This window comes from Psychrobacillus sp. FSL K6-1415, assembly GCF_038003185.1.
GTDB classification, from domain to species: domain Bacteria; phylum Bacillota; class Bacilli; order Bacillales_A; family Planococcaceae; genus Psychrobacillus; species Psychrobacillus psychrodurans.
This window is the reverse complement of record NZ_JBBOOQ010000001.1, coordinates 3,460,646-3,482,719: the sequence shown is the minus strand read 5'-3', so window position 1 is coordinate 3,482,719 and position 22,074 is coordinate 3,460,646. Positions and strand designations below refer to the sequence as shown.

Annotated in this window: 19 protein-coding genes, 1 pseudogene and 1 riboswitch; of the genes and pseudogenes, 13 read left to right on the top strand and 7 right to left on the bottom strand. The window is 37.7% G+C overall.

Annotation, left to right across the window (positions count from 1 at the left end):
* Positions 1–77: 77 nt before the first annotated feature.
* The 3 genes from MKY60_RS16880 to MKY60_RS16870 form a co-directional block, all read right to left on the bottom strand.
* Positions 78–833, bottom strand: a complete 756-nt coding sequence (locus MKY60_RS16880; RefSeq protein ID WP_093495997.1) for a DUF817 domain-containing protein — start codon at positions 831–833, stop codon at positions 78–80.
* A gap of 301 nt (positions 834–1,134) precedes the next feature.
* Positions 1,135–1,338 (bottom strand): twin-arginine translocase TatA/TatE family subunit, encoded by a 204-nt coding sequence (gene tatA / locus MKY60_RS16875; RefSeq protein ID WP_090569087.1) that lies wholly within the window; start codon positions 1,336–1,338, stop codon positions 1,135–1,137.
* Positions 1,339–1,370: 32 nt separating this feature from the next.
* On the bottom strand, positions 1,371–1,607 hold the full coding sequence (locus MKY60_RS16870) for a hypothetical protein (protein ID WP_340930689.1): 237 nt from the start codon (positions 1,605–1,607) through the stop codon (positions 1,371–1,373).
* Between the two features lie 399 nt (positions 1,608–2,006).
* Here MKY60_RS16870 and MKY60_RS16865 point away from each other — a divergent pair, with 399 nt between their 5' ends.
* From MKY60_RS16865 to guaA, 13 genes and pseudogenes are all read left to right on the top strand, one after another.
* Positions 2,007–2,603 carry a hypothetical protein gene (locus tag MKY60_RS16865; RefSeq protein ID WP_139176027.1) on the top strand — a complete coding sequence of 199 codons (597 nt, stop codon included), beginning with the start codon at positions 2,007–2,009 and terminating at the stop codon, positions 2,601–2,603.
* 79 nt (positions 2,604–2,682) lie between these two features.
* Entirely contained in the window at positions 2,683–4,278 is a 1,596-nt protein-coding gene (locus tag MKY60_RS16860) for a catalase (RefSeq protein ID WP_090569094.1), read from the top strand.
* Between the two features lie 423 nt (positions 4,279–4,701).
* The gene (locus MKY60_RS16855; protein ID WP_093496733.1) at positions 4,702–5,457 is read left to right on the top strand and encodes an exodeoxyribonuclease III; all 756 of its coding nucleotides are present in this window, start codon (positions 4,702–4,704) and stop codon (positions 5,455–5,457) included.
* A gap of 94 nt (positions 5,458–5,551) precedes the next feature.
* Complete coding sequence (locus MKY60_RS16850) at positions 5,552–6,832, top strand: aminotransferase class I/II-fold pyridoxal phosphate-dependent enzyme (RefSeq protein WP_241600196.1); 1,281 nt, start codon at positions 5,552–5,554, stop codon at positions 6,830–6,832.
* Positions 6,833–6,977: 145 nt separating this feature from the next.
* On the top strand, positions 6,978–7,508 hold the full coding sequence (locus MKY60_RS16845; protein ID WP_340930686.1) for a hypothetical protein: 531 nt from the start codon (positions 6,978–6,980) through the stop codon (positions 7,506–7,508).
* Between the two features lie 58 nt (positions 7,509–7,566).
* Positions 7,567–8,681 (top strand): annotated as a pseudogene (locus MKY60_RS21215) (pyrroloquinoline quinone-dependent dehydrogenase); the annotation flags it as partial.
* Positions 8,658–9,119 (top strand): c-type cytochrome, encoded by a 462-nt coding sequence (locus tag MKY60_RS21210; protein ID WP_445678012.1) that lies wholly within the window; start codon positions 8,658–8,660, stop codon positions 9,117–9,119. The pseudogene MKY60_RS21215 and the gene MKY60_RS21210, both read left to right, overlap by 24 nt.
* Positions 9,120–9,341: 222 nt before the next feature.
* Entirely contained in the window at positions 9,342–10,826 is a 1,485-nt protein-coding gene (locus MKY60_RS16830; RefSeq protein WP_093496736.1) for a nicotinate phosphoribosyltransferase, read from the top strand.
* On the top strand, positions 10,826–11,653 hold the full coding sequence (gene nadE / locus MKY60_RS16825) for an ammonia-dependent NAD(+) synthetase (protein WP_340930678.1): 828 nt from the start codon (positions 10,826–10,828) through the stop codon (positions 11,651–11,653). The genes MKY60_RS16830 and nadE overlap by 1 nt, the downstream gene beginning before the upstream one ends.
* Before the next feature lie 163 nt (positions 11,654–11,816).
* On the top strand, positions 11,817–12,767 hold the full coding sequence (locus MKY60_RS16820; protein WP_093496737.1) for an AAA family ATPase: 951 nt from the start codon (positions 11,817–11,819) through the stop codon (positions 12,765–12,767).
* On the top strand, positions 12,764–13,969 hold the full coding sequence (locus MKY60_RS16815; protein WP_093496738.1) for a DUF58 domain-containing protein: 1,206 nt from the start codon (positions 12,764–12,766) through the stop codon (positions 13,967–13,969). Before MKY60_RS16820 ends, MKY60_RS16815 begins: the two co-directional genes overlap by 4 nt.
* On the top strand, positions 13,966–16,170 hold the full coding sequence (locus tag MKY60_RS16810; protein ID WP_340930676.1) for a transglutaminase domain-containing protein: 2,205 nt from the start codon (positions 13,966–13,968) through the stop codon (positions 16,168–16,170). The genes MKY60_RS16815 and MKY60_RS16810 overlap by 4 nt, the downstream gene beginning before the upstream one ends.
* Positions 16,171–16,204: 34 nt before the next feature.
* A riboswitch (purine riboswitch) is annotated at positions 16,205–16,306 on the top strand.
* A gap of 140 nt (positions 16,307–16,446) precedes the next feature.
* Positions 16,447–18,000 (top strand): glutamine-hydrolyzing GMP synthase, encoded by a 1,554-nt coding sequence (gene guaA / locus MKY60_RS16805; protein WP_090569118.1) that lies wholly within the window; start codon positions 16,447–16,449, stop codon positions 17,998–18,000.
* Between the two features lie 496 nt (positions 18,001–18,496).
* Here guaA and MKY60_RS16800 read toward each other — a convergent pair whose 3' ends face one another.
* From MKY60_RS16800 to MKY60_RS16785, 4 genes are all read right to left on the bottom strand, one after another.
* Positions 18,497–19,369, bottom strand: a complete 873-nt coding sequence (locus tag MKY60_RS16800) for a CPBP family intramembrane glutamic endopeptidase (RefSeq protein ID WP_340930674.1) — start codon at positions 19,367–19,369, stop codon at positions 18,497–18,499.
* 145 nt (positions 19,370–19,514) lie between these two features.
* Positions 19,515–20,159, bottom strand: a complete 645-nt coding sequence (locus MKY60_RS16795) for a response regulator transcription factor (RefSeq protein ID WP_340930672.1) — start codon at positions 20,157–20,159, stop codon at positions 19,515–19,517.
* Positions 20,146–21,381, bottom strand: coding sequence for a sensor histidine kinase (locus MKY60_RS16790; protein ID WP_340930670.1), 1,236 nt, complete (start codon positions 21,379–21,381; stop codon positions 20,146–20,148). Before MKY60_RS16790 ends, MKY60_RS16795 begins: the two co-directional genes overlap by 14 nt.
* Before the next feature lie 278 nt (positions 21,382–21,659).
* Positions 21,660–22,043: a GyrI-like domain-containing protein gene (locus tag MKY60_RS16785; RefSeq protein WP_093496742.1), complete on the bottom strand. Its 384-nt coding sequence runs from the start codon at positions 22,041–22,043 to the stop codon at positions 21,660–21,662.
* Positions 22,044–22,074: the final 31 nt, after the last annotated feature.

Sequence of the window (22,074 nt, the reverse complement as noted above, 5' to 3'; positions counted from 1 at the left end):
GCCTTCTTGGCAGTGTTTTTCTGATGATGAAATCGATTAATGCTGAACAATAATCAATCACCTAAACCAAACAACAATCACAAAGTACGACTCTTCACTCGTTTCAATTGTGCAACGATAATTACGCTAATAATCACTAGTAAAAACCACGAGCTAATTTTCCCGATATGGACGAGAGACCAAGTTTCCGCTTGGTTAGGGTATTGCCATGCTCCTAAAAAGGTCACGATATTTTCAGCGATCCAAATAAAAAAACCAATCAATAAAAATGCGAGAATCATGGGCATTTTAAAAACCTTTTCCTTCAATTGAAAAGTTACTACTGTGCGGAAAAAGATGATTAAAAGTAAGCATTTAAGAACCCAACGAATGTCATAAGTAAAATGATGGGTAAAAAAATTGAAATAAATAAGAGTGCTAATTCCAACTGCCCAAATTGGTTTCGGCCAATTATACATATGTAGATTCATTCTTCGCCAACTTTGACAAATATAACTCGCAACACTGGCATACATAAATCCGCTATATAAAGGCACGCCAACCACCTTACTATATGCCTCCTCTGGATATGACCAAGAACCCATATGTACTTTATATAACTCTAAACCAAGACCAATAATATGAAATAAACAAATTACCTTAAACTCATCCCAAGTCTCTAATTTTGAAACGAGCATAAATACTTGTCCAATTATACAAATGAGGAGGATAAAGTCGTATCTAGGAATAAATGGGATAGCTACAAATTTTGAAAGGGCTAGAGCTGCAAATATGATTACTGGAAATATACAAGATAGTGCCTGTAAATATGTAAATAGTAGAAAAGAACGCATACGAGTACTCCTTTTAAACAGATATAGGAATATGGACGAACTTAAAAGAGTTTGGTTCAAGGTAAGCTAATCATGTATAATTTTCACTATGTATAAAACAATGGAGGAATGCTCATGAATTCAGAAAATCACTCAATAGCGAAGAACAAAATTTCTTTAAAGAGCATTTTGTCCAGCAGGTGAAAGAAAAAGGGATACAATAATGTAACTGTCACGGATATCGTGGAAAAGGTAGATTATGAATTGACTCAAGTTTTATAATAAAAAAGTTGGTCTTGACGGATGTCAGGACCAACCAGTTTTATTTCTTGTCTAGGTTTACTTCAGATGCTTCGACTTTCTTATCATCTTTTTCTTCATCATTTATAATATCTCGAGTCGAGGTTTTGAATTCTTTTAATGTTTGTCCAACTGCTTTGCCTAATTGAGGTAATTTAGATGGACCAAAGATAATCAAAGCAATAATTAATACAAGTATTAAACCGGGTATTCCTATGTTTGGCATAGAATCTCCTCCTTCTATATATAGAATCGTTATTAATATAACACATTCCGTGCAAAAATGTAAAAACGACGTTTTTTTAAGTATTCGACCATACCTTCAACTGCTAGATAAGCCAACATACCAACATTTGTATGGTGTCCACAAACGATTAAATTTTCTACATCCGACATTTGCATATCATTATTGATAGCAAAGTTATCAGGGCTATCTCCCATCATGCTAGAATGTGGATCTTCCACCAAAGTGAACAGCGATTGGGATTGTGTCAATAATGTGTGCTTTCATTTCCTTTACTACTTCATACCATTTTTCTACTAAAAATTCATTACATTTATGGTCCAACTACACGGATAAGTAAATCTCCATATTCATCTGTATATACTAAATCTAAGTCTAGATATTGATCTTCTTGCGGTTAGATAGCTCTTTAAGTTTATTATAAATTTCCGGTTATTTTAAGCGGATATACAAAATGGATGGAAAGTATAGCATTCAAAGATGACTATTTTTTTTCGCCCCTATTTAACTAGGAATCTAATTGTTAATCATATACGTCTTAGGTCTTAGTAATTTTCCACCTTAAGTACGTATGGAATAATTAGCAGATAGAGCATGATTAAAATAATAGAAAAGAGGCAAAAATGTCTCTTATGAACGAGGTGGCAAAAATGGGGAAAAAGATTTATATCATTCTTAGCAATACGGGTACACTATTTTCGAAGGCGATTGGCATGTACACAAGAAAAGAATTAAACCATGCTTCTATTGCTTTTGATGAGGAATTAAATGAAATGTATAGCTTTGGTCGGAAAAGTAGTCATAATCCATTCAATGGGGGTTTCGTAAAGGAAAATCCTGTTGAAGGACTGTTCCAAAGAGCTACCTGCGCCATTTATGAGTGCGAAGTTACAGATTCTGAATATATGCGGATGAAGAGTAAAATTAGCCAAATGGAACAGCAAAAGCAATTATACAAATATAATCTAATAGGTTTGGTGTTAGTTGCAGTAAATATTGAAATGGAACGTGAGAATGCTTTCTTTTGTTCTCAATTTGTCGCTACTATTATGAAAGAATGTCCATCTTCGCGATTTCATATTGCGCCACCTTTGGCACAACCGCATCACTTTGAACAACTTTCAGCATTAACCTTAAAATTTAAAGGAAATCTTCAAACATATGTAAGTAGTAAAAGGAACGTAGAACAACCTATTCATGTATCAGTTTGGAGAAAGTATGCGTTTTCGATAGCAAGCTTTATGTAATTTTGGAATATTTACTCATCGTTCTGGACAGTATATAGGGGAATGTAAATTCTATCTATAATGTTTAGGAGGATGAAGAATGGCAGAAGAGCAACCAAATAACGAGACAAATGTGGAAAATGAGGATACGCTCACTAATAGACAGGGGCATCCTGTAACGAATAATCAGCATATTAGAACTGTCGGAAACAGAGGGCCAGCAACTTTAGAAAACTATGATTTCATTGAAAAAATTAGTCACTTTGACAGGGAACAAGTACCAGAGCGCGTCGTACATGCAAGGGGCGCAGGTGCGCATGGTTATTTCGAAGCTTACGGTGCTGTTGGGGACGAGGAAGTTTCTAAATATACTCGAGCTAAACTGTTTCAGGTAAAAGGAAAGAAAACTCCTGTATTTGTTAGATTTTCTTCCGTTATTCATGGAGGACATTCTCCAGAAACATTGCGTGATCCACGCGGATTTGCAGTTAAATTTTATACAGAGGATGGAAACTGGGATTTAGTAGGGAATAATTTAAAAATATTCTTTATTCGTGATGCGATAAAGTTCCCAGATATGATTCATGCGTTTAAGCCAGATCCTGTAACGAATATTCAGGATTCTGAACGCTTCTTTGACTTTTGTGCTAGTTCACCTGAGTCCTTCCATATGGTTACATTTGTATATTCGCCGTGGGGAATTCCAGCAAATTATCGAATGATGCAAGGCTCTGGTGTGAATACGTATAAATGGGTAAACAATGAAGGTAAAGCAGTACTCGTAAAATATCACTGGGAACCGAAGCAAGGTATACGAAATTTAACTCAAAAGGAAGCAGAGGAAATTCAGGCAAAGAACTTTAATCATGCCACACAAGATTTATATGATGCAATTGAAAAAGGTGACTTTCCTGAATGGGAGCTTCTAGTTCAAACGATGAGCGATGATGATCATCCAGAGCTCGATTTTGATCCATTAGATGATACGAAGCTTTGGCCAGAAGATTTATTTCCATGGAAAGCCGTAGGTAAAATGGTGTTAGATCGAAACCCTGAGGATTACTTTACAGAAGTGGAGCAGGCGGCGTTTGGCACAGGGGTGCTCGTAGATGGGTTAGACTTTTCAGACGATAAAATGCTGCAAGGTCGCACATTTTCGTACTCGGATACTCAGCGACATCGTGTTGGAGCGAACTATTTACAGCTTCCAATCAATGCTCCTAAGAAGCGCGTCGCAACCAATCAAAAGGGAGGACAGATGGCGTACCGGTTAGATAGAGGACCTTTCCAAAATCCACATATCAACTATGAGCCTTCTATATTAGATGGATTAAAGGAAGCAACACAGGTAGGCAAAGAATATACTCCTATGATAAAAGGAAACTTAGTTCGCGAATCCATCGATCGTCAAAGTAATACCAAGCAAGCTGGGGAAACTTATCGCCAATTTGAACAATGGGAAAAAACGGAGCTCATCTCTAATTTAGTAAATGACCTATCTGCATGTGATCCGCGAATTCAAGAGAAAATGATTGCACTAGCGGAGGAAGCGGATGCCGATTATGGGCGACATTTAAGAGAGGGACTTGCTCAAGCTAAAAATAATGGTTCCTCTCAAAAACCGTTAGGAAATAAAGGCGGAGATCAAGCACCAGAACAAGCGGTCAAAAAAGGTCATGAAGCCGATCCATATTAACAGTAAAAACCCTGCTCTTTCTTGAGCAGGGTTTTTTATTGTTGTGGATGCGGGCAACTGGATTGTGTTTGTACGTTAACATACTCCACTCATGCTTGTAGTTAAGGTCTTTTAACGATAGACACCTTGTGTATTTTCAATAAAGAAATATAATAAAGGAAAGAAACTGCATAGGGGGTATATATATGAGTTTACTAGCATTCGGAGCTATTTCATTGGTTATTTTGTTTGGATTATTTGCGCTGGCTATTGCAATATTCGTATTACTGAGGATGTCTAAAAAGTAAGAGGATGGCCGATCACATTATGGTTCTCATTTAATAGCCTGCAAAGCCTAGGATACCAATTGTTTTTCGTTAAACTAAGATTTTGTTATGATTAACATAAACTAGTTACATAGGTTTCTATTTTGGAGGAAATAAAATGAAGTTGGTTTCATGGAATGTGAATGGCTTAAGAGCCTGCGTGAAAAAAGGATTTTTGGAATATTTTAATGAAGTAAATGCAGATATTTTCTGTTTACAGGAAACGAAGCTACAAGCAGGTCAAATAGAACTATCATTAGATGGGTATGAGCAGTACTGGAATTACGCTTTGAAAAAGGGGTATTCTGGAACCGCAGTGTTCACCAAGGTAAAACCGTTGTCTGTGAAATATGGAGTTGGGGATAATGATTCAGAGGATGAAGGTAGAATTATTACGCTTGAGTATGACCAATTTTATTTGGTGAATGTATATACGCCTAATGCAAAACGAGATTTAACAAGACTTCCTTATCGACTTGAATGGGAAGATGAAATGCGTAACTATTTGAATATGTTAGATGCGATAAAACCTGTTATCATTTGTGGCGATTTAAATGTGGCTCACGGGGATATAGATTTGAAAAATGCTAAGTCTAATAGAGGAAACTCTGGGTTTACAGAAGAAGAACGTGGCAAAATGACAGCTTTACTTTCAGAAGGATTTGTAGATACATTTCGTTATTTTTATCCAGACAAAGAGGGTGCCTACACTTGGTGGTCCTATATGAGTAAGGTGAGAGAGCGGAATATAGGGTGGAGGATTGATTACTTTATTGCCTCTGAAACACTTGCCCCCTTATTAAAGGACGCTTCTATAGATGCTCATGTCCTTGGAAGTGATCATTGTCCTGTCATTTTAGAGTTGAAGCAGTAACAAGGTTAGAACGATATAATTTATGAAAGGGTATTATACTTTAGGTAAATAGAGTACAATATTTTTAAATCAAACATTTCGGAGGGACCAATAGATGAATGCTTTAGCAGCCCAATTAAACGAGAAAATGCAAAATGAAAATCCAGCTATTTATAATATGTTATCGGATTTAGGTAAGAACTTATTCTATCCGAAAGGTATTTTAAGTCAAAGTGCAGAAGCAGGGAAAAAAGCACACCGATTTAATGCTACTATTGGAATCGCAACGGAAAATGGCGAACCGATGCATTTCCGTCATATACAAAACAAACTAGATTATAAGCCAAATGATATATATCCATATGCAGCTCCTCAAGGTAAGGAAGCTTTACGATCAATATGGAAAGAAAAACTTTTAGTAGATAACCCTTCTATGAAAGGTAAATCGATTGGCACACCGATTGTGACAAGTGCACTAACACACGGCTTAAGTATCGCTGCAGACTTGTTCATGGATGCTGGTGATGTATTAGTAACACCACAGCAATACTGGGGTAATTACAATACTGTATTCCAAGTAAGAAGAGGCGGACGTGTCGAGACTTTCCCTCTATTCAATGAAGCAGGCGGTTTCCATGTAGAAGCCTTCCGTGAAACAATTGCTAAGCAAAAGGAAAAAGCAATTGTATTGTTAAACTTTCCTAACAATCCTACTGGTTTTACTCCTTCTGTAGAAGAAGCTAAAGCAATCGTCCAAGTGTTGAAGGATGCTGCTGAAGGTGGATTGAAATTAGTTGTTTTACTAGATGACGCTTATTTTGGATTATTTTATGAGGATTCTATTAAGGAATCATTGTTCGGATTACTAGCAGACAGCCATATGAATATTCTGCCAGTAAAAATTGATGGTGCGACGAAAGAAAACTACGTTTGGGGATTACGTGTAGGATTTATCACGTATGCAGCGGATCCGGATACACTAGATGCTTTAGAACAAAAAACAAAAGGTATTATTCGTGGGACTATTTCAAGCGGATCTCATATTTCTCAAACGATTCTTTTAGAGTCACTACAATCTGAAGAGTTTTCACAAGAAAAAGAAGAGAAATTCCAAATTATGCAAGGGCGAGCTATAAAAACGAAGCAAGTCTTAGCGGATGAAAAGTACGCACCGCACTGGACATACTATCCGTTCAATTCTGGTTACTTCATGTGCTTGAAGTTAAATTCAGTGGATGCTGAAACTTTAAGACTGCATTTACTCGATCAATACGGTGTAGGTGTAATCGCAAGCAATCAAACAGATATCCGAGTAGCATTCTCCTGTGTAGAAGAAAACGATATTCAAGAGTTATTTGATCTAATCTATGAAGGTTGCAAGGACTTAAATAAATAAGAATATTTTAAAGAAAACTGTTCTAGGGTCTAAACTCTGGAACAGTTTTTTATTTGGTTCGATTTCAGAAGGAACGGCATTTCTTTCAAATTCGAAACATAAACTATTTAATCAGCACATTTCAACAGGTTGGAGGGAGGGTCAGATGCGAAGTAGAGGATTATCGGTATCCGCACTAATCTTTATAGGTTCATTAAGTATTTTTGTAGCTTTTTTTATGGTATTTCTAGTAGTAAACTTTGAAAAATCGGATGATGGAAACGATGAAGTTCCATATGCCAGCATAACAGTAAAAGAAGAACCTGATAAAGAAGGCCAAGTTGAACCTAGTCCATCAAATGATGATGCAATTGTAAATTATGCTTCTACAGAGTGGACAACACATGGTGGAGATTACTACAACAGACGCTATTCTATGCTAAACCAAATTACTACTGAAAACATTGTGGATTTAAAACCTACCTGGGTTTCAAGCTTAGGTTCTGGAGCAGAAAATAAATATTCTGGTGAAGCAACGCCAATTGTTGTAGAAGGAATAATGTATATTGCCACAGGGGCTAATGATATTTTTGCAATTGACGCAAAAACAGGAGAACAAATTTGGGCATATACTCCAGAAATTCCTCAAGAAATGGATACTGTATGCTGCGGGTGGACAACGCGCGGGTTTGCTTGATGCACGTTTAATCGCACTTGATCAAAAAACAGGTGAATTACTATGGGAAACAACAGTAGCAGAATGGGAAGAAGGATATACAGTAACAAGTGCACCACTTTACTACAACGGTAAAGTTTATACTGGGGTAGCAGGTGGAGAATATGGTATACGCGGTCGTGTAATGGCTTACGATTCTGACTTAGGATCAGAAGTATGGAGATTTTATACTATTCCAGGACCGGCTGACGAACATGGAGATACTTGGCCATCAGATAATGATGCTTGGTTAACAGGTGGAGGACCGGTTTGGAATACTCCAGCAGTTGACCCAGAACTAGGTTACATTTACTTTGCTACAGGTAATACCGCCCCAGATTTAGACGGGAGTAATCGTGAGGGGGATAATTTATATGCCAACTCTGTAGTAGCGGTAAATGCGGAAAACGGCGAGTATGTATGGCACTTTCAAGAGGTACATCACGATATATGGGATATGGATCCGGCAAATCCAGTTATTCTTTTTGATGTTGAAAAAGATGGAGAAATGCCAAAGGTCTCGGGCAGGCTGGTAAAACTGGGTGGATTTATTTCTTAGATCGTATAGACGGTACTCCACTTGTAGGTATTGAGGAAAAACCTGTGCCTCAAGATGAACGACAAAAAACAGCTGCGACACAACCATTCCCGGTAGGAGATGCATTTGTTCCTCAAGGTGTAACTGAGGAAGACATTGAACGAGATTTAGTTAATACCTTTGAAGGTGAAATAGGTGATATTTTTACCCCTTTCTGGGATGTGCCGGTTACGCTAAAACCAAGTCCTCAAGGTGGAGCAAACTGGCCGCCATCTGCATATAACCCAGACACGGAACTATTTTATGTACTAGGAAATGATACTTATGTGGCACTTTCCAAAGAAGATGAGGCCGCTTATGAGGAAGGTTCAATGTATATAGGAAGTATTATGGCACCTGTTTCCAATGCTCCTCAGAGAGGAACTATTACAGCAATGGATGTTAAAACAAACAAAATTGTATGGCAAGTTGACTGGGATGCAATTGCATATAGTGGAGTTTTAACAACTGCTGGAAATTTAGTATTTGTTGGACATAATGACGGACGTTTAATAGCTTTTGATGCAAAAACAGGAGAGCAAGTTTGGGAATATATGATGGATGCAGGTGCGAATGCGCCATCTGTTACTTATGAAATAGATGGCGAACAGTATATTTCTATTTATGTTGCTGGGAATGCACTTGCTGGAACAAAGCATGGCGACAAAGTTTATACATTTAAATTAGGAGGAGCTTTACAAGAAGGGCAGGTTATAGATGCCTCGGCTAAAGGTAAAGCCACTAAAGTAGAAACTGAAGTAACCGTAAGTGTAGATACTGGGCTTACTAGTTACAAAAATAGCTGTATAGCTTGTCACGGAGATCAAGGTGCTAATGGACACAATGGTCCAAACTTGCAAAATAGTACAGTAGCAGAAAACAAAGAGGAAGTGATTGACCGTATAATAAACGGCAAAGGCGCAATGCCATCATTTAAGGATACACTTACAGCAGAAGAAATAGATGCGATAGCAGAGTACGTAGCTACTGTCATTTCTCCGTTGGGCGATAAATAAATTAAAAACCAGTCATCCTGGATGTCTGGTTTTATTCGTGATGGCATATTACCATAAAATTATACGCTACACTCTATAAGCAACAAAATCTGTGTCATTAATGCTCTTCTAAGTAAGTGTTTCTCTGAATGGTTTACTTCCACTCCTTAGAGATGATTACTTGCCAAGAAAAAGGGTAAATAGTGTATACTTAGTTCAATAGTTATGGAGAAGGGGATTTTCATGAAAAAAAATTATCCAGATGATGGTTTAGCATTACATACAGACTTATATCAAATAAATATGGTAGAGGCCTATTGGGCAGATAATATGCATGAACGAAAAGCGGTATTTGAGCTATTTTTCCGCAAACTTCCATTTGGTAATGGTTATGGAGTTTTTGCTGGGCTGGAAAGATGTCTTGATTATTTGCGAAACTTTCATTTTACCGATAGTGATTTAGCTTACTTACAAGATGAGCTTGGATATAGAGAAGACTTTATAGCTTATTTACGTACTGTTCGTTTCACTGGAAATGTGTATTCAATGGTAGAAGGGGAGCTTGTATTCCCAAATGAACCGATTATTAGAATTGAGTCAACGCTTGCGGAAGCACAACTTGTGGAAACAGCTTTACTTAATATCGTCAATTACCAAACGTTGATAGCGACAAAAGGATCTCGAATTAAACAGGTGATAAAAGATGAAGTTGCAATGGAGTTTGGTTCAAGGCGTGCGCAAGAAATGGATGCGGCTATTTGGGGTACTAGAGCTGCATACATAGGCGGAATAGATGGAACTAGTAATGTTCGTGCTGGGAAAATGTTTGGAATTCCTGTTACTGGCACGCATGCTCATTCGCTAGTACAAGCATATAAAAATGAGTATGAAGCTTTTCATTCCTATGCGAAGCGACATAAAGATTGCGTATTTTTAGTGGATACATATAATACGTTGAAAACGGGAGTGCCAACAGCTATAAAAGTGGCAAAAGAGCTTGGCGATAAGATTAACTTCATCGGTATTCGACTAGATTCAGGTGATATTTCCTTTTTATCGAAGGAAGCAAGAAAAATGTTAGATCAAGCCGGATTCCATGATGCAAAAATTGTTGTTTCCAATGATTTGGATGAATATACAATTCTAAACCTAAAAGCACAGGGAGCTAAGGTTGATAGCTGGGGTATTGGTACGAAGCTAATAACTGGATATGATCAGCCAGCACTTGGAGCTGTTTATAAAATTGTTTCGATAGAAAACGAAGCTGGGGTAATGGAAGATACGATTAAAATTTCTTCTACTACTGAAAAGGTTACAACTCCAGGTCAGAAAAAACTATATCGAATTATAGATAAAGAAAATGGGAAAGCGGAAGGCGACTATATTACGATGCACGACGAGGATCCTACGCATGAGGAACGTTTAAAGATGTTCCATCCAGTGCATACATTTGTCTCTAAATTTGTGACGAATTTTGAAGCAAGGGATTTACATGTAAAAGTGATCGAAAATGGTCAAATAATCTATGATATACCTGAGTTATCCAAGGTTCGAGAATACGCTCATGATAACCTTGATTTATTATGGGAAGAGTATAAACGTTCACTAAATCCCGAGGAGTATCCAGTGGATTTAAGTCAAAAATGTTGGGATAATAAAATGCGTAATATTCAAGAGATCAAGGAGATGGAACACAATTTTATTGATCAAAATGGAGGTAGGTATTAATGTCAGCTAAACAACAAGAGATTATAGCAGCGTTAAAAGTGAACCCGACCATTGATGTACAAAAAGAAATACGTATTAGTATCGATTTTATGAAGGACTATTTAAAAAAACACCCATTTTTAACTAGTATGGTTTTAGGTATTTCTGGTGGTCAGGATTCTACATTAGTTGGTAAACTTGCACAGCTCACGATAGACGAATTAAATAAAGAGCTTGGTGAGGATAAATATTCATTTATAGCAGTAAGCTTGCCATATGGTGTTCAATTTGATGAACCAGATCGTCAGGATGCACTCGATTTTATAAGACCAAGTAAACGAGTGACGATCAATATAAAAGAAGCAGTAGATGCTAGCGATAAAGCTTTAGAAGATGCCGGTATCATCCTATCCGATTTCGCTAAAGGGAACGAAAAAGCTCGCGAGCGTATGAAAGCTCAATACTCTATTGCAGCTATGCATAATGGGGTAGTTCTTGGTACCGATCATGCTGCAGAGGCGGTAACTGGTTTCTATACAAAATACGGGGATGGTGGAGTAGATATCACCCCAATCTTTCGCCTAAACAAGCGTCAAGGTAAGCATTTATTAAAGGAATTAGGTTGTCCTGAGCATCTTTATACGAAAGTCCCAACAGCTGATTTGGAAGAAAACAGGCCTGCTCTACCAGATGAAGTTGCACTTGGAGTAACGTATGAAGTAATTGATGATTATTTAGAAGGTAAAACGGTACCTGAGGAAGCTCAAGAAAAAATTGAAGGTTTCTATAATCGTTCTATGCATAAGCGTCATTTACCAATCACCGTTTTTGATGACTTTTGGAAATAAGATAGAGCAGAAATAATATATAACAAAAAGTCGAACTGTCATTAAAAAGACAGCTCGACTTTTTGCTTTGTATTGTACTTAAGGCAAATTTTGGGTATGCTTATAGCATATTGTATAAATTTTCACGCAAGTCAATATATAGGGGACCTGAGGGGGAGAATGAATGAAAGAACGAGCACAGATAGAAGCAATTATTGAAAATATAGAAAAAGTAATGATTGGTAAAAAAAATATTGCCGAACTTGCTGTAGTAGCATTATTGGCGCAAGGCCATGTGTTATTAGAGGATGTACCAGGTGTAGGGAAAACGATGATGGTGCGTGCACTTGCTAAGTCGATCGGAGCAGATTTTAAAAGAATTCAATTCACACCGGATTTATTACCTTCAGATGTATTAGGTGTATCTATTTACAATCCAAAGGAAATGGAGTTTGAATTTAGACCAGGTCCGATTTTAGGAAATATCGTTCTTGCTGATGAAATCAATCGTACATCTCCGAAAACACAATCTGCGCTGCTAGAAGGAATGGAGGAGGCTTCCGTTACTATTGATGGAGTAACAATGCCAATTCCAAAGCCGTTTTTTGTTATGGCAACGCAAAACCCGATTGAACATGAAGGAACATATCCACTACCGGAGGCACAATTAGACAGGTTCTTATTAAAGTTAAAGATGGGCTACCCACATCCGAGCGAAGAAATTGAAGTATTAAATAGGTTAGAGCATGCATCACCGATTGATACATTAGTACCCGTCATCTCTCTTGAGGAATTAATCGAGCTTCAAAAACAAGTGAAGCAAGTAAAAGTAGATGAAACGATGAAGAACTATATTGTTGACCTGTCTAATCGTACAAGACAGGATACATATATTTATCTAGGCGTTAGTCCACGTGCATCTATTGCACTAATGCGTGCTTCACAAGGCCTTGCTCTACTTAATGGTAGAGAGTATGTTACTCCAGATGATATTCAGTATTTGATGCCTTATGTATTTGGACATCGTGTCATCTTACGCCCGGAAGCACGATATGATGGAATTTCTTCTGAAGAAGTGCTTGCTCGAATTGTGAAGCGAACTCCGGTCCCTATTAAGAGGAAAGTAAGTCAATGAAGCAATTGCTTAATCGGTGGAAGAAGATTCGAGGAGTAATAGGCATACTGTTTCTACTAGTAATCGCATTCATATATGCAATGTTTCAAGGTGGATTTGTGAGTTGGTTTTTGTTTTATTTAATTATCCCTATTTCTTTCTATTCGTTGCTGTTATATATGAAGTCGTTAACCGATATCGTTGTTGAGAGAATTATTGAAACGCGCAAAGTTCAAAGTGGTGGGCGGTTCTCAGCAACAATTCGTGTGACTAGGAAAAGTCGTTTTCCTCTTATGTACGTTCAAATGGAGGAGAAAGTCAGTCCTTCTCTTGCAACAGAAGCTTCTTGGAAGCAACTTACCTTTTGGGGTATGAAAAAAGAATTTACATGGACCTATGAAATAGAACATATTCCTCGTGGTGAGCATGTTTTAGAGGGGACGAGTATTCAAGTAAGCGATCTATTCGGGTGGGTAAAAAAAGAAGTATTTATAACTAATCCTAAAACCATTCTAGTATTTCCTAATTTGACTGAGATGGTCTACATACCAATAGAAACGAGGTACGATCAAGGTGCTGCAGCTTCAAGAATTCAGGCAATGAAAGATACATCGATGGCAACTGGGGTTAGATCTTACCAACCTGGTGATAGGGTATCATGGATTCACTGGAAATCCTTTGCGAGAACACAAACATTAAAAACAAAAGAATTTGAAGATCGTCAATCTCAGGATATGTTTGTAGTAGTTGATCGAACTCCTTCACCTCTGTTTGAGGAAGTGGTCGATTTAACTGCTTCTATTATGCAAGCAATCGTAAGACACCAGGCATCCTCTGCGTTTCTGTCTGTTGGAGAGGATCGAATGTTTTTACCTGAAGTTCAGACGGAACAACATCTACAACGAGTACTATACCATTTAACAAAAGTAAAAGATGATTTAACGAAGCCACTAGAGCAAGTAATTTTACATGATCAGTCGTTATCCAATGCGACAACGCTTTTATATGTTACTAGTAACCTAACTTATGAATGGATGGATAGTGTTCAAAAAAATGCAACGAATCTACGAGCTTGTACTTGTTTTGTCATAAAAACCAAAACTGAAAAAAATACCAGTGAAGAGAATGCAATGTACAAGTATGCAGCTAGCAGAGGTTTTCAGGTACAGCCAATTACGAAGGATCGATTTGCCCAAGCCTTCATGGAGGTGAAACGTTCGTGAGTAAAAAAACACAGCAAACTATAATATCTGTATTTGTTTATTCATTTGTTTTAATCCTCATGATGGAATGGTTAAAGCCAGTAATTGAGCTAACAGATACGGGTCATTTAAACTTATTTGGTTGGTATTTAGTTATTTCATTTGTATTCTATTTATTAAAATTGAAATGGGTATATGTATTTCCGATTAAGTTAGTATATATTTGTTGGGTAATTGTAAATATCTATACAGATTTATCTATCTTATCAGTAGAATCTTTTAAGTTAATTTTGGAAATGTTCAAAGAAAATATTGCATCTCTTATAAGTCAAGACTGGGTACAGGTTACAGATCCCTTTCGAACATTTTTGTTTTTTATTTTATTATGGATGACTACTTATTTACTAAACTACTGGATAAGAGTACGTAAAAATTTAATGTTATTCTTTCTATTTACTGTTCTTTTTATAACAATTCTAGATACGTTTAGTCCATATAGTGGCGAAAAGAGTATCGTTATTGTATTAACTTCTGGATTTATCATTTTAGGTTTGTTATATGCACAAAAAATGATTCATGAGCAAGAAGGGAAACTTCATGGTGCATTTTTAATAGCTGGAATTGGAAGTTTAATAGGTATAGTGGTAATTAGTAGCTCACTTGCCTACGCACTACCAAAAGCTGGTCCAAGCTGGCCGGATCCAGTGCCTTTTCTATTATCAACGAGCCCAAATGCTGCGAACGGTGACGATGGTAAAGGCGTGAGAGGAGCTACACAAAAGGTTGGATATGGGGAAAATGATGAACGCTTAGGCGGAGCTTTCGCAAGCGATGATACTCCAGTATTTTATGCAACTACTCCAACTAAGCAATATTGGAAGATTGAAACGAAGGATACGTATACTTCAAAAGGATGGATAAATTCAGCACCGGAGACTCCAGTTCTTAGGGGGTATGAGTTGGGAGAGACGATTGAATCGGATATAGCACCTGGAACAGAAGATGAATCATTAAAGGCTAGTATTTATATGTCCCAGGCTTATTCTTTTATTATGCAGCCTTATGGAATCGAGCAAGTTGATTCAATGGAGCCAATTTATTTATCGATGAATGAAAGAAATCAAAAACTATATACTTTTAATGGAGGCAATGAAACACCTGTTGGAACCTATGATGTAACTTACAATGAGCCGTTGTATAGCTTAAAAGCACTTAGGGAAACAGTGCCTGCAGATTTAGAAGGATTACCTAGTGAATTAGATCGTTATTTGCAGCTTCCCGAAACATTACCAACAAGAGTAAAAGATTTAGCAACCTCTATTACTTCTGACAGTGATAGTTTATACGATAAAGCAAAAGCAATTGAACGGTATTTCCGTTTGAATGGTTTCAGCTATAATCAGGATAGGGCTGCGGTACCAGAAGGTGATACCGATTATGTGGATCAGTTTTTATTTGATACAAAGATAGGATATTGTGATAACTTCTCGACATCGATGGTTGTTTTGCTACGTTCTAAAGGAATTCCTGCACGTTGGGTAAAGGGTTTTGCATCAGGAGAAGTAGTCGAACGTGAAAATGGTCTTCCAGTATACGAAGTGACAAATAATAATGCTCACTCATGGGTAGAGGCTTACTTCCCAGGTATAGGATGGATGACGTTCGAGCCAACTATTGGATTTACGAATTCTGTCAATTTAAATTATGATATAGATACTGAAAAAGATCAGTTGGAAACACCTGAAAGTACTCCTGAGAAAGCTACTGAAAAACCAAAAGGAGAGAAAGAAGATAAGGAAGTTTCTATAGGATTCAGTGAAATTATGAGCAATATTGCTAAATGGGTAAATAATAATAAAGCGTCTATTTTTTGGACAATACTCGGTTTGGCATTACTATCTATGTTTGCATATCACCATCGAAGAAAGTGGTTAGCGAAAGTATTAATACCAGTTAATCGCATGCGAAAAAATGATTGGGATACGTTTGAAAAGATGTATCATCAATTGTTAAAACAATTAGATGGATATGGAATGGCAAGAGAGCAAGGACAGACGTTATCTGCATATGCAAAATATGTAGATGCAGGCTTTGGAGAAACACATATGCGCAAATTAACAGCTGCATATGAAAAAGGTCTATATGGTAATAATCGAGAGGGTATAGATTATGTATCGATGAGAGAAAGTTGGGAAAATTTAATCAATCAGCTTAGCGGTTGATTTTGAGAGCAACAACCTGTAAACTGAAGTCAAATAAAATGACCGATGTTGCCCTCGTATATGTCCGATGATATGGTTCGGATGTTTCTACCAAGTTGCCATTAACAACTTGACTATGAAGGTGGATGCAGTCATGTCTTTTTCAGACATATGCATTCACCTTTTTGATGTAGAAAACATAAACGCGTAGAAAGAGGTATGCTTTCTAACGCGTTTTTTTATCATTCAATGAGACAGAGGGTATAATTGGATTACTTATAAGAAGAGGTGGAGCTAATGTCTTTAACACCATTGTTAAAAGAACAAGAAAAGATTGTCGTTCTAGATTTCGGAAGTCAATATAACCAACTTATTACACGTCGTATTCGTGAATTTGGCGTATACAGCGAACTACTTCCACATACAGTTACAGCTGAGGAATTGAAGAAAATAAATGCAACGGGAATTATCTTCTCAGGTGGTCCTAATTCAGTTTATGATGAAAATGCATTCCATATCGACTCTGCAATTTATGACTTAGGTGTGCCAATTTTAGGTATTTGCTACGGTATGCAGTTAATGTCTCAGCATTTTGGTGGGAAAGTAGAAAAAGCTTCTCATCGAGAATATGGTAAAGCAGAGATCAATGTGAAAAACGCAACACCTTTATTTGGACAACTTCCGGAAAACCAAGTCGTTTGGATGAGCCATGGAGATCATGTAACAGTTGCTCCTGAAGGCTTTGAAGTTATTGCAACAAGTCCATCTTGTTCAGTAGCTGCAATGGCAAATGAAGCTAAAAATTTCTATGCTGTACAATTCCATCCTGAAGTTAGACATTCTATCTACGGGATTGAGTTAATCCGTCAATTCGTATTTGATGTTTGTCATGCAAAAGGTGACTGGTCGATGGAAAGCTTTGTTGAAATGCAGCTTCATAACATTCGCCAAGAAGTTGGAGATAAAAAAGTTCTTTGTGCATTAAGTGGCGGTGTAGATTCTTCAGTAGTTGCGGTATTAATCCATAAAGCAATTGGTGACCAACTAACTTGTATGTTTGTCGATCATAACTTAAACCGTAAAGGTGAAGTAGAACAAGTTATGAAGACTTTCACAGAAGGCTTTAACATGAACGTCATAAAAATTGATGCTCGTGAACGCTTCATGAATAAATTAGCTGGTGTTTCAGATCCAGAGAAAAAACGTAAAATTATTGGTAACGAATTTATTTATGTATTCGATGAAGAAGCTTCTAAATTAGATGGTATGGACTTCTTAGCACAGGGTACTCTTTACACAGATATTATTGAGTCTGGAACTGCAACTGCTCAAACGATTAAATCTCACCATAATGTTGGTGGACTTCCTGAAGATATGCAGTTTAAACTAATCGAGCCGCTAAAAACTCTGTTTAAAGATGAAGTGCGTGCTTTAGGTTTGGAACTTGGTTTAGATGAAAAAATTGTTTGGCGTCAACCTTTCCCAGGTCCTGGTTTAGGAATTCGTGTGCTAGGTGAAATAACAGAAGAAAAATTAGAAATAGTTCGTGAATCTGATTTCATCCTTCGTGAAGAAATTGCAAAAGCTGGACTTGACCGTGATATTTGGCAGTACTTCACAGTGCTTCCTGATATCCGCAGCGTTGGAGTAATGGGCGATGCACGTACGTACGATTACGCAATCGGTATCCGTGCAGTAACCTCTATCGACGGAATGACTTCTGACTGGGCACGTATCCCATGGGATGTTCTAGAAAAAGTAAGTGTTCGTCTAGTCAATGAAGTACCTCACATTAACCGCGTAGTGTATGACATTACGAGTAAGCCACCAGCAACTATTGAGTGGGAATAGGACTGTATTTTATTAGTAATTAAAGTGTCTTGAAAACCTTATATACCAACGCTTGTTTAGGGTTTCGTATAAGGTAATAATTACTTACCTGCAACTATCGGTTTCATAAATTACTCTCTTTTATTTGTGTTATTTCACAAGTAGAAGAGAGTTTTTTTCATGACTAAAATTAGATGTCTTTCGATTAAAACAGAAAATAGGAGGGAGGAATCAAGGTTAACTGAACCACTTTTAAAAACTAAAAAAAAAATCCAAACTGCTAGATTTGGATAATTGAAACAGTAATAACTTATCGTGGGGGAGTTTGTACAGAACATTAAAATGAAAAAGAAAAACCAGTGTAACACTTTATTTTCGTGTTTATGAATGGTTTTTCTTTTTTGGGTGACATTAGTGAACAATTATTTTGTAAATGAACTAAATGCTGATTTTAAAAAAAGTATATACCCAAGTACTTGGACGATTCTATCCCTCTTTTTTAGCATATTTTTTAGTTTCAAAGCTTCCCTAATGATGCCCGATGCCGTACATAGCCAATCAGCATGGGAGTGGCTATCAGAAGGCTGATCATAACCGGGACAATAGAGCCCTCGAGTCCAAAATCCCCTCCCGTGAGAAGTTCAGCACCGTTTACTTTCACAGTAAACAGACCGACTGAAGAGTGTCCAGAAACCGGAATACCAAGTAAACCCTCACATGCATTCCAGGCAAAATGCAGTCCCATGGCAAACCACAAATTCCGTCGCCACATGAATGCTGCTCCGAGCAGAAGACCTGCTTCTATAGAAATGGCGAACGAGCTCCATAGTGTTGCCCCTGTATTTCCAAGATGCGCAACTCCAAAGAATAGTGAGGTCACAGCAAGTGCGAGCCAGTTTCCTGCTAATTTACTGATGGCTTGGAACATAAGCCCACGAAAGATGAGTTCCTCAATAATGGCTGCGCCTAAAGCTGCTTCAATGGAGGATATAAGAACAGAACCCATATCCGCACTCGCCCATTGAAAGGAGTAACCTCCCATAGCAACTATTATAAAAGTGGATACTATGATAAAGATTGCCCCAGTTAGTAATCCCATGCCAGCTTCAATTCCTATGCGGTGTGTTGATATCTCTGGAATTGACCGACTTGCCAGGTATTTCATCGTAAGCTTATAGACCATAATGGCAACAAAACCCGCTGTTAATGTTAAAAGAAGGGAAAAAATTCCCTCTACTTGTTCTGCTAGAGCACGAAATAGTGAATCCACGAGAATAATACCGATTGACCCTGCAATCATCCAGATGATTGGAAAGCGCCAAAATCGACTCCATGTACTAAATTTTCCACCAATCTGCTGCTTCACTTTGTGTGCAGACGTTTTCTTCATTCTTGCTTCAGCTCCTCTATTGCTTGATAGTTATGAGTATAGGCTGAAAAAGTCATAAAGAGAAAGTGAGCTTTTGTCATTATTTAAACATGACCAAAAAAGCCAGCAACAATAATAAGTTGCTAGCTTCTTAGATATCAGTTTCTTAATGATCCATGATTCCGGAATCTCGGGCTTTACGGGCGGCCTCACGCCTTCCACTCACATTAAGTTTCGAATAAATGGTTGAGATGTAATTTTTAATAGTTCCTTCACTAAGAAATAGTGCCTCAGCAATGTCTTGATTGCGCAAGCCTAAAGCCAGCTTATGCAGCACTTCAATTTCACGGGTACTGAGTCCGTATTCATTACTTTTTGTGGAGGAGTTATTGTTCATACTTTTAATCATTTTACTCGCCATCTCCTGAGTGATTAAAGTCCCTCCCGCATGAACTACCCGTATGCCTGCAGCCAGATCCCTAGGATGAATAGCTTTCAGCAGATAACCTTCTGCTCCATGGCTTAATGTTGCCAATACATACTCTACTTCTCGATAGGAGGTCAGCATAATAACTTTGATTGCAGGTATCCGTTCTTTTATCATGGCAGTTGCGGCAACGCCGTCCATGACCGGCATATTGATATCCATCAGCACAATATCTGGCTGATACTGCTCACAGCCTTTAATTGCTTCTTCGCCATTCTTGGCTAACCCGACAATTTCTAAATCTTCTTCCATGGAGAGTACTATGTGCAGACTCTCCAGAATTAATTCCTGATCATCGGCAAGCAACACTTTAATTTTCGCCATGCAGCATCAATCCTTTCAGCGGAATTTCACAACTGACTTCGGTGATTGCTGCATTTCCCACTTTAGGTGACACAAACAGTCTACCTCCCAATCGCTCAACTCGATGTTTCATAGTAGTCAAGCCAAAGCCATATTCCAAATTGTTTTCAATAGGTTTTCCATTATTTTGAATTAACAATTGCAAATTGGACTTGGAAAATCGAAGCTCCAAATGCAGTTGAGACGCTTTTCCATGTTTTAGTGCGTTTGTAAAAGACTCCTGAATGACTCGAAGGATAGTTTGTCGCACTTCAAAACGCATCGGCTGCTCTGTTCCAAACAGACTCAAAGTGAGGACTGTTCCAGTGTACTCCCGGAAACTGACCGCAAGCGCCTCAACTTGTCGTGTAAGATTCGACTCCTCTTCTTCTCCCATCTCGTGGACAATGTTTCTCATTTCGTCCAGGTTTTGTTCAGCTAATGCTCTTAAACGAATTAACCGACCTTTTACCTCGGTAGGTTTGCGATCCAAAAGGGCAATGGAAGCATCAAGACTCATAATGAGTGAGATAAAGGAGTGCCCCAGTGTATCATGAAGTTCCTTGGACATGCGGTTGCGCTCTTCAAGTAAAGTCATCTTCTCAATCTCATCTGCATAGTGGGTTAACAGCTTATTTTGTTGCTCCACTTCAGCTACCAGTTCATCTTTCTGATAATACGCTTTGGCTATTAAGCTTACCCATAAGCCGATGAAGCAGAATAACAGATTGTCTGCTCCGATACTTAGGGTTTGTTCCCAAGGTAATCTTAAGAAAGACTGAAAGGTAAAAGGAATCAAAGTAACCGCAGGAATGATCCAAAACGTCTGCTTAGTCAATAAGTATCCCATTGTAAGACTCGGTAACAAGTAGTCTGCTTTTGATGTCAAATCCGGATCGAAGACGGAATTCACATAATAAGAACCGCCTAGCAATAGCTCCAGTATGCAGAACCAGACTTTGTTCATCCTTCGTTGAGGAAACCAAAATATCATAGGGATGATAAGTGCCATCATCAACCAGATGAAGTTTAACAATGTTCTGTTCGAAAGCTCACTTTCTGTGAAAAACTGCGACAATAGCAAAATATAATGGTATAAACGCAGGGCAAATATGCCCCAATCCATGAAAGATAATATTTTTTTTATATCGCCATCCCCACTTTTCCAATAAAGTAAATAACACCAATGAATCAAGTGTATCATTAAAGTTTTCTTCCAACAATTTACTTTTTCTTATAATGAGAAATCTTTTTGCAACTATTCCATCCTCGATTGCTTCGTTCATGACTTAGGGAGTACTACGCTCTACCTGCAATATATGTAACCTGAAACTCCGCAAGTATTGTTTCGATTTAATGTAGTATCACCTCACACTAACCTCGTAGTGTATGACATTTAGTGTAAGCCCCAGCTACTATTAATGGGAATAGTTAATTAATAATAGCCTTGTGTCCATATTGCAAAAGGACACAAGGCTTTTTTTAAGACTTAGGTAAAACAGATAAATAAATGGCTATACTTCCGTTAGTTTTATAAATTTCAAAATCCGTTTTATAAGCTCTCGGTATATCACTTTCCCAAATTTCTTTCCATGCCATCCCAACGCCATTAAGATCTTTAGATTCTACTTCCCAAACGTAATATTCTCCATTATCAATAGTGATGCTATCTTCTCCAGCCATTTCTTCCGTTCCAATCATAAAGTCAAAGTCACCGGTAAAATCACTTTCATAGTTACTATAGACTGCATAAATATCGCTATTTACTTTATTCTGTAAAAATTCCTCCCACTTCTTCGAGAATATACTACTATCATTATTGTTTGTTCTAACCTTATTTCCATAGATTACTTTAGTATCCTTCACTTAAAATCTCCACCCTTCTAAAAGGAATATA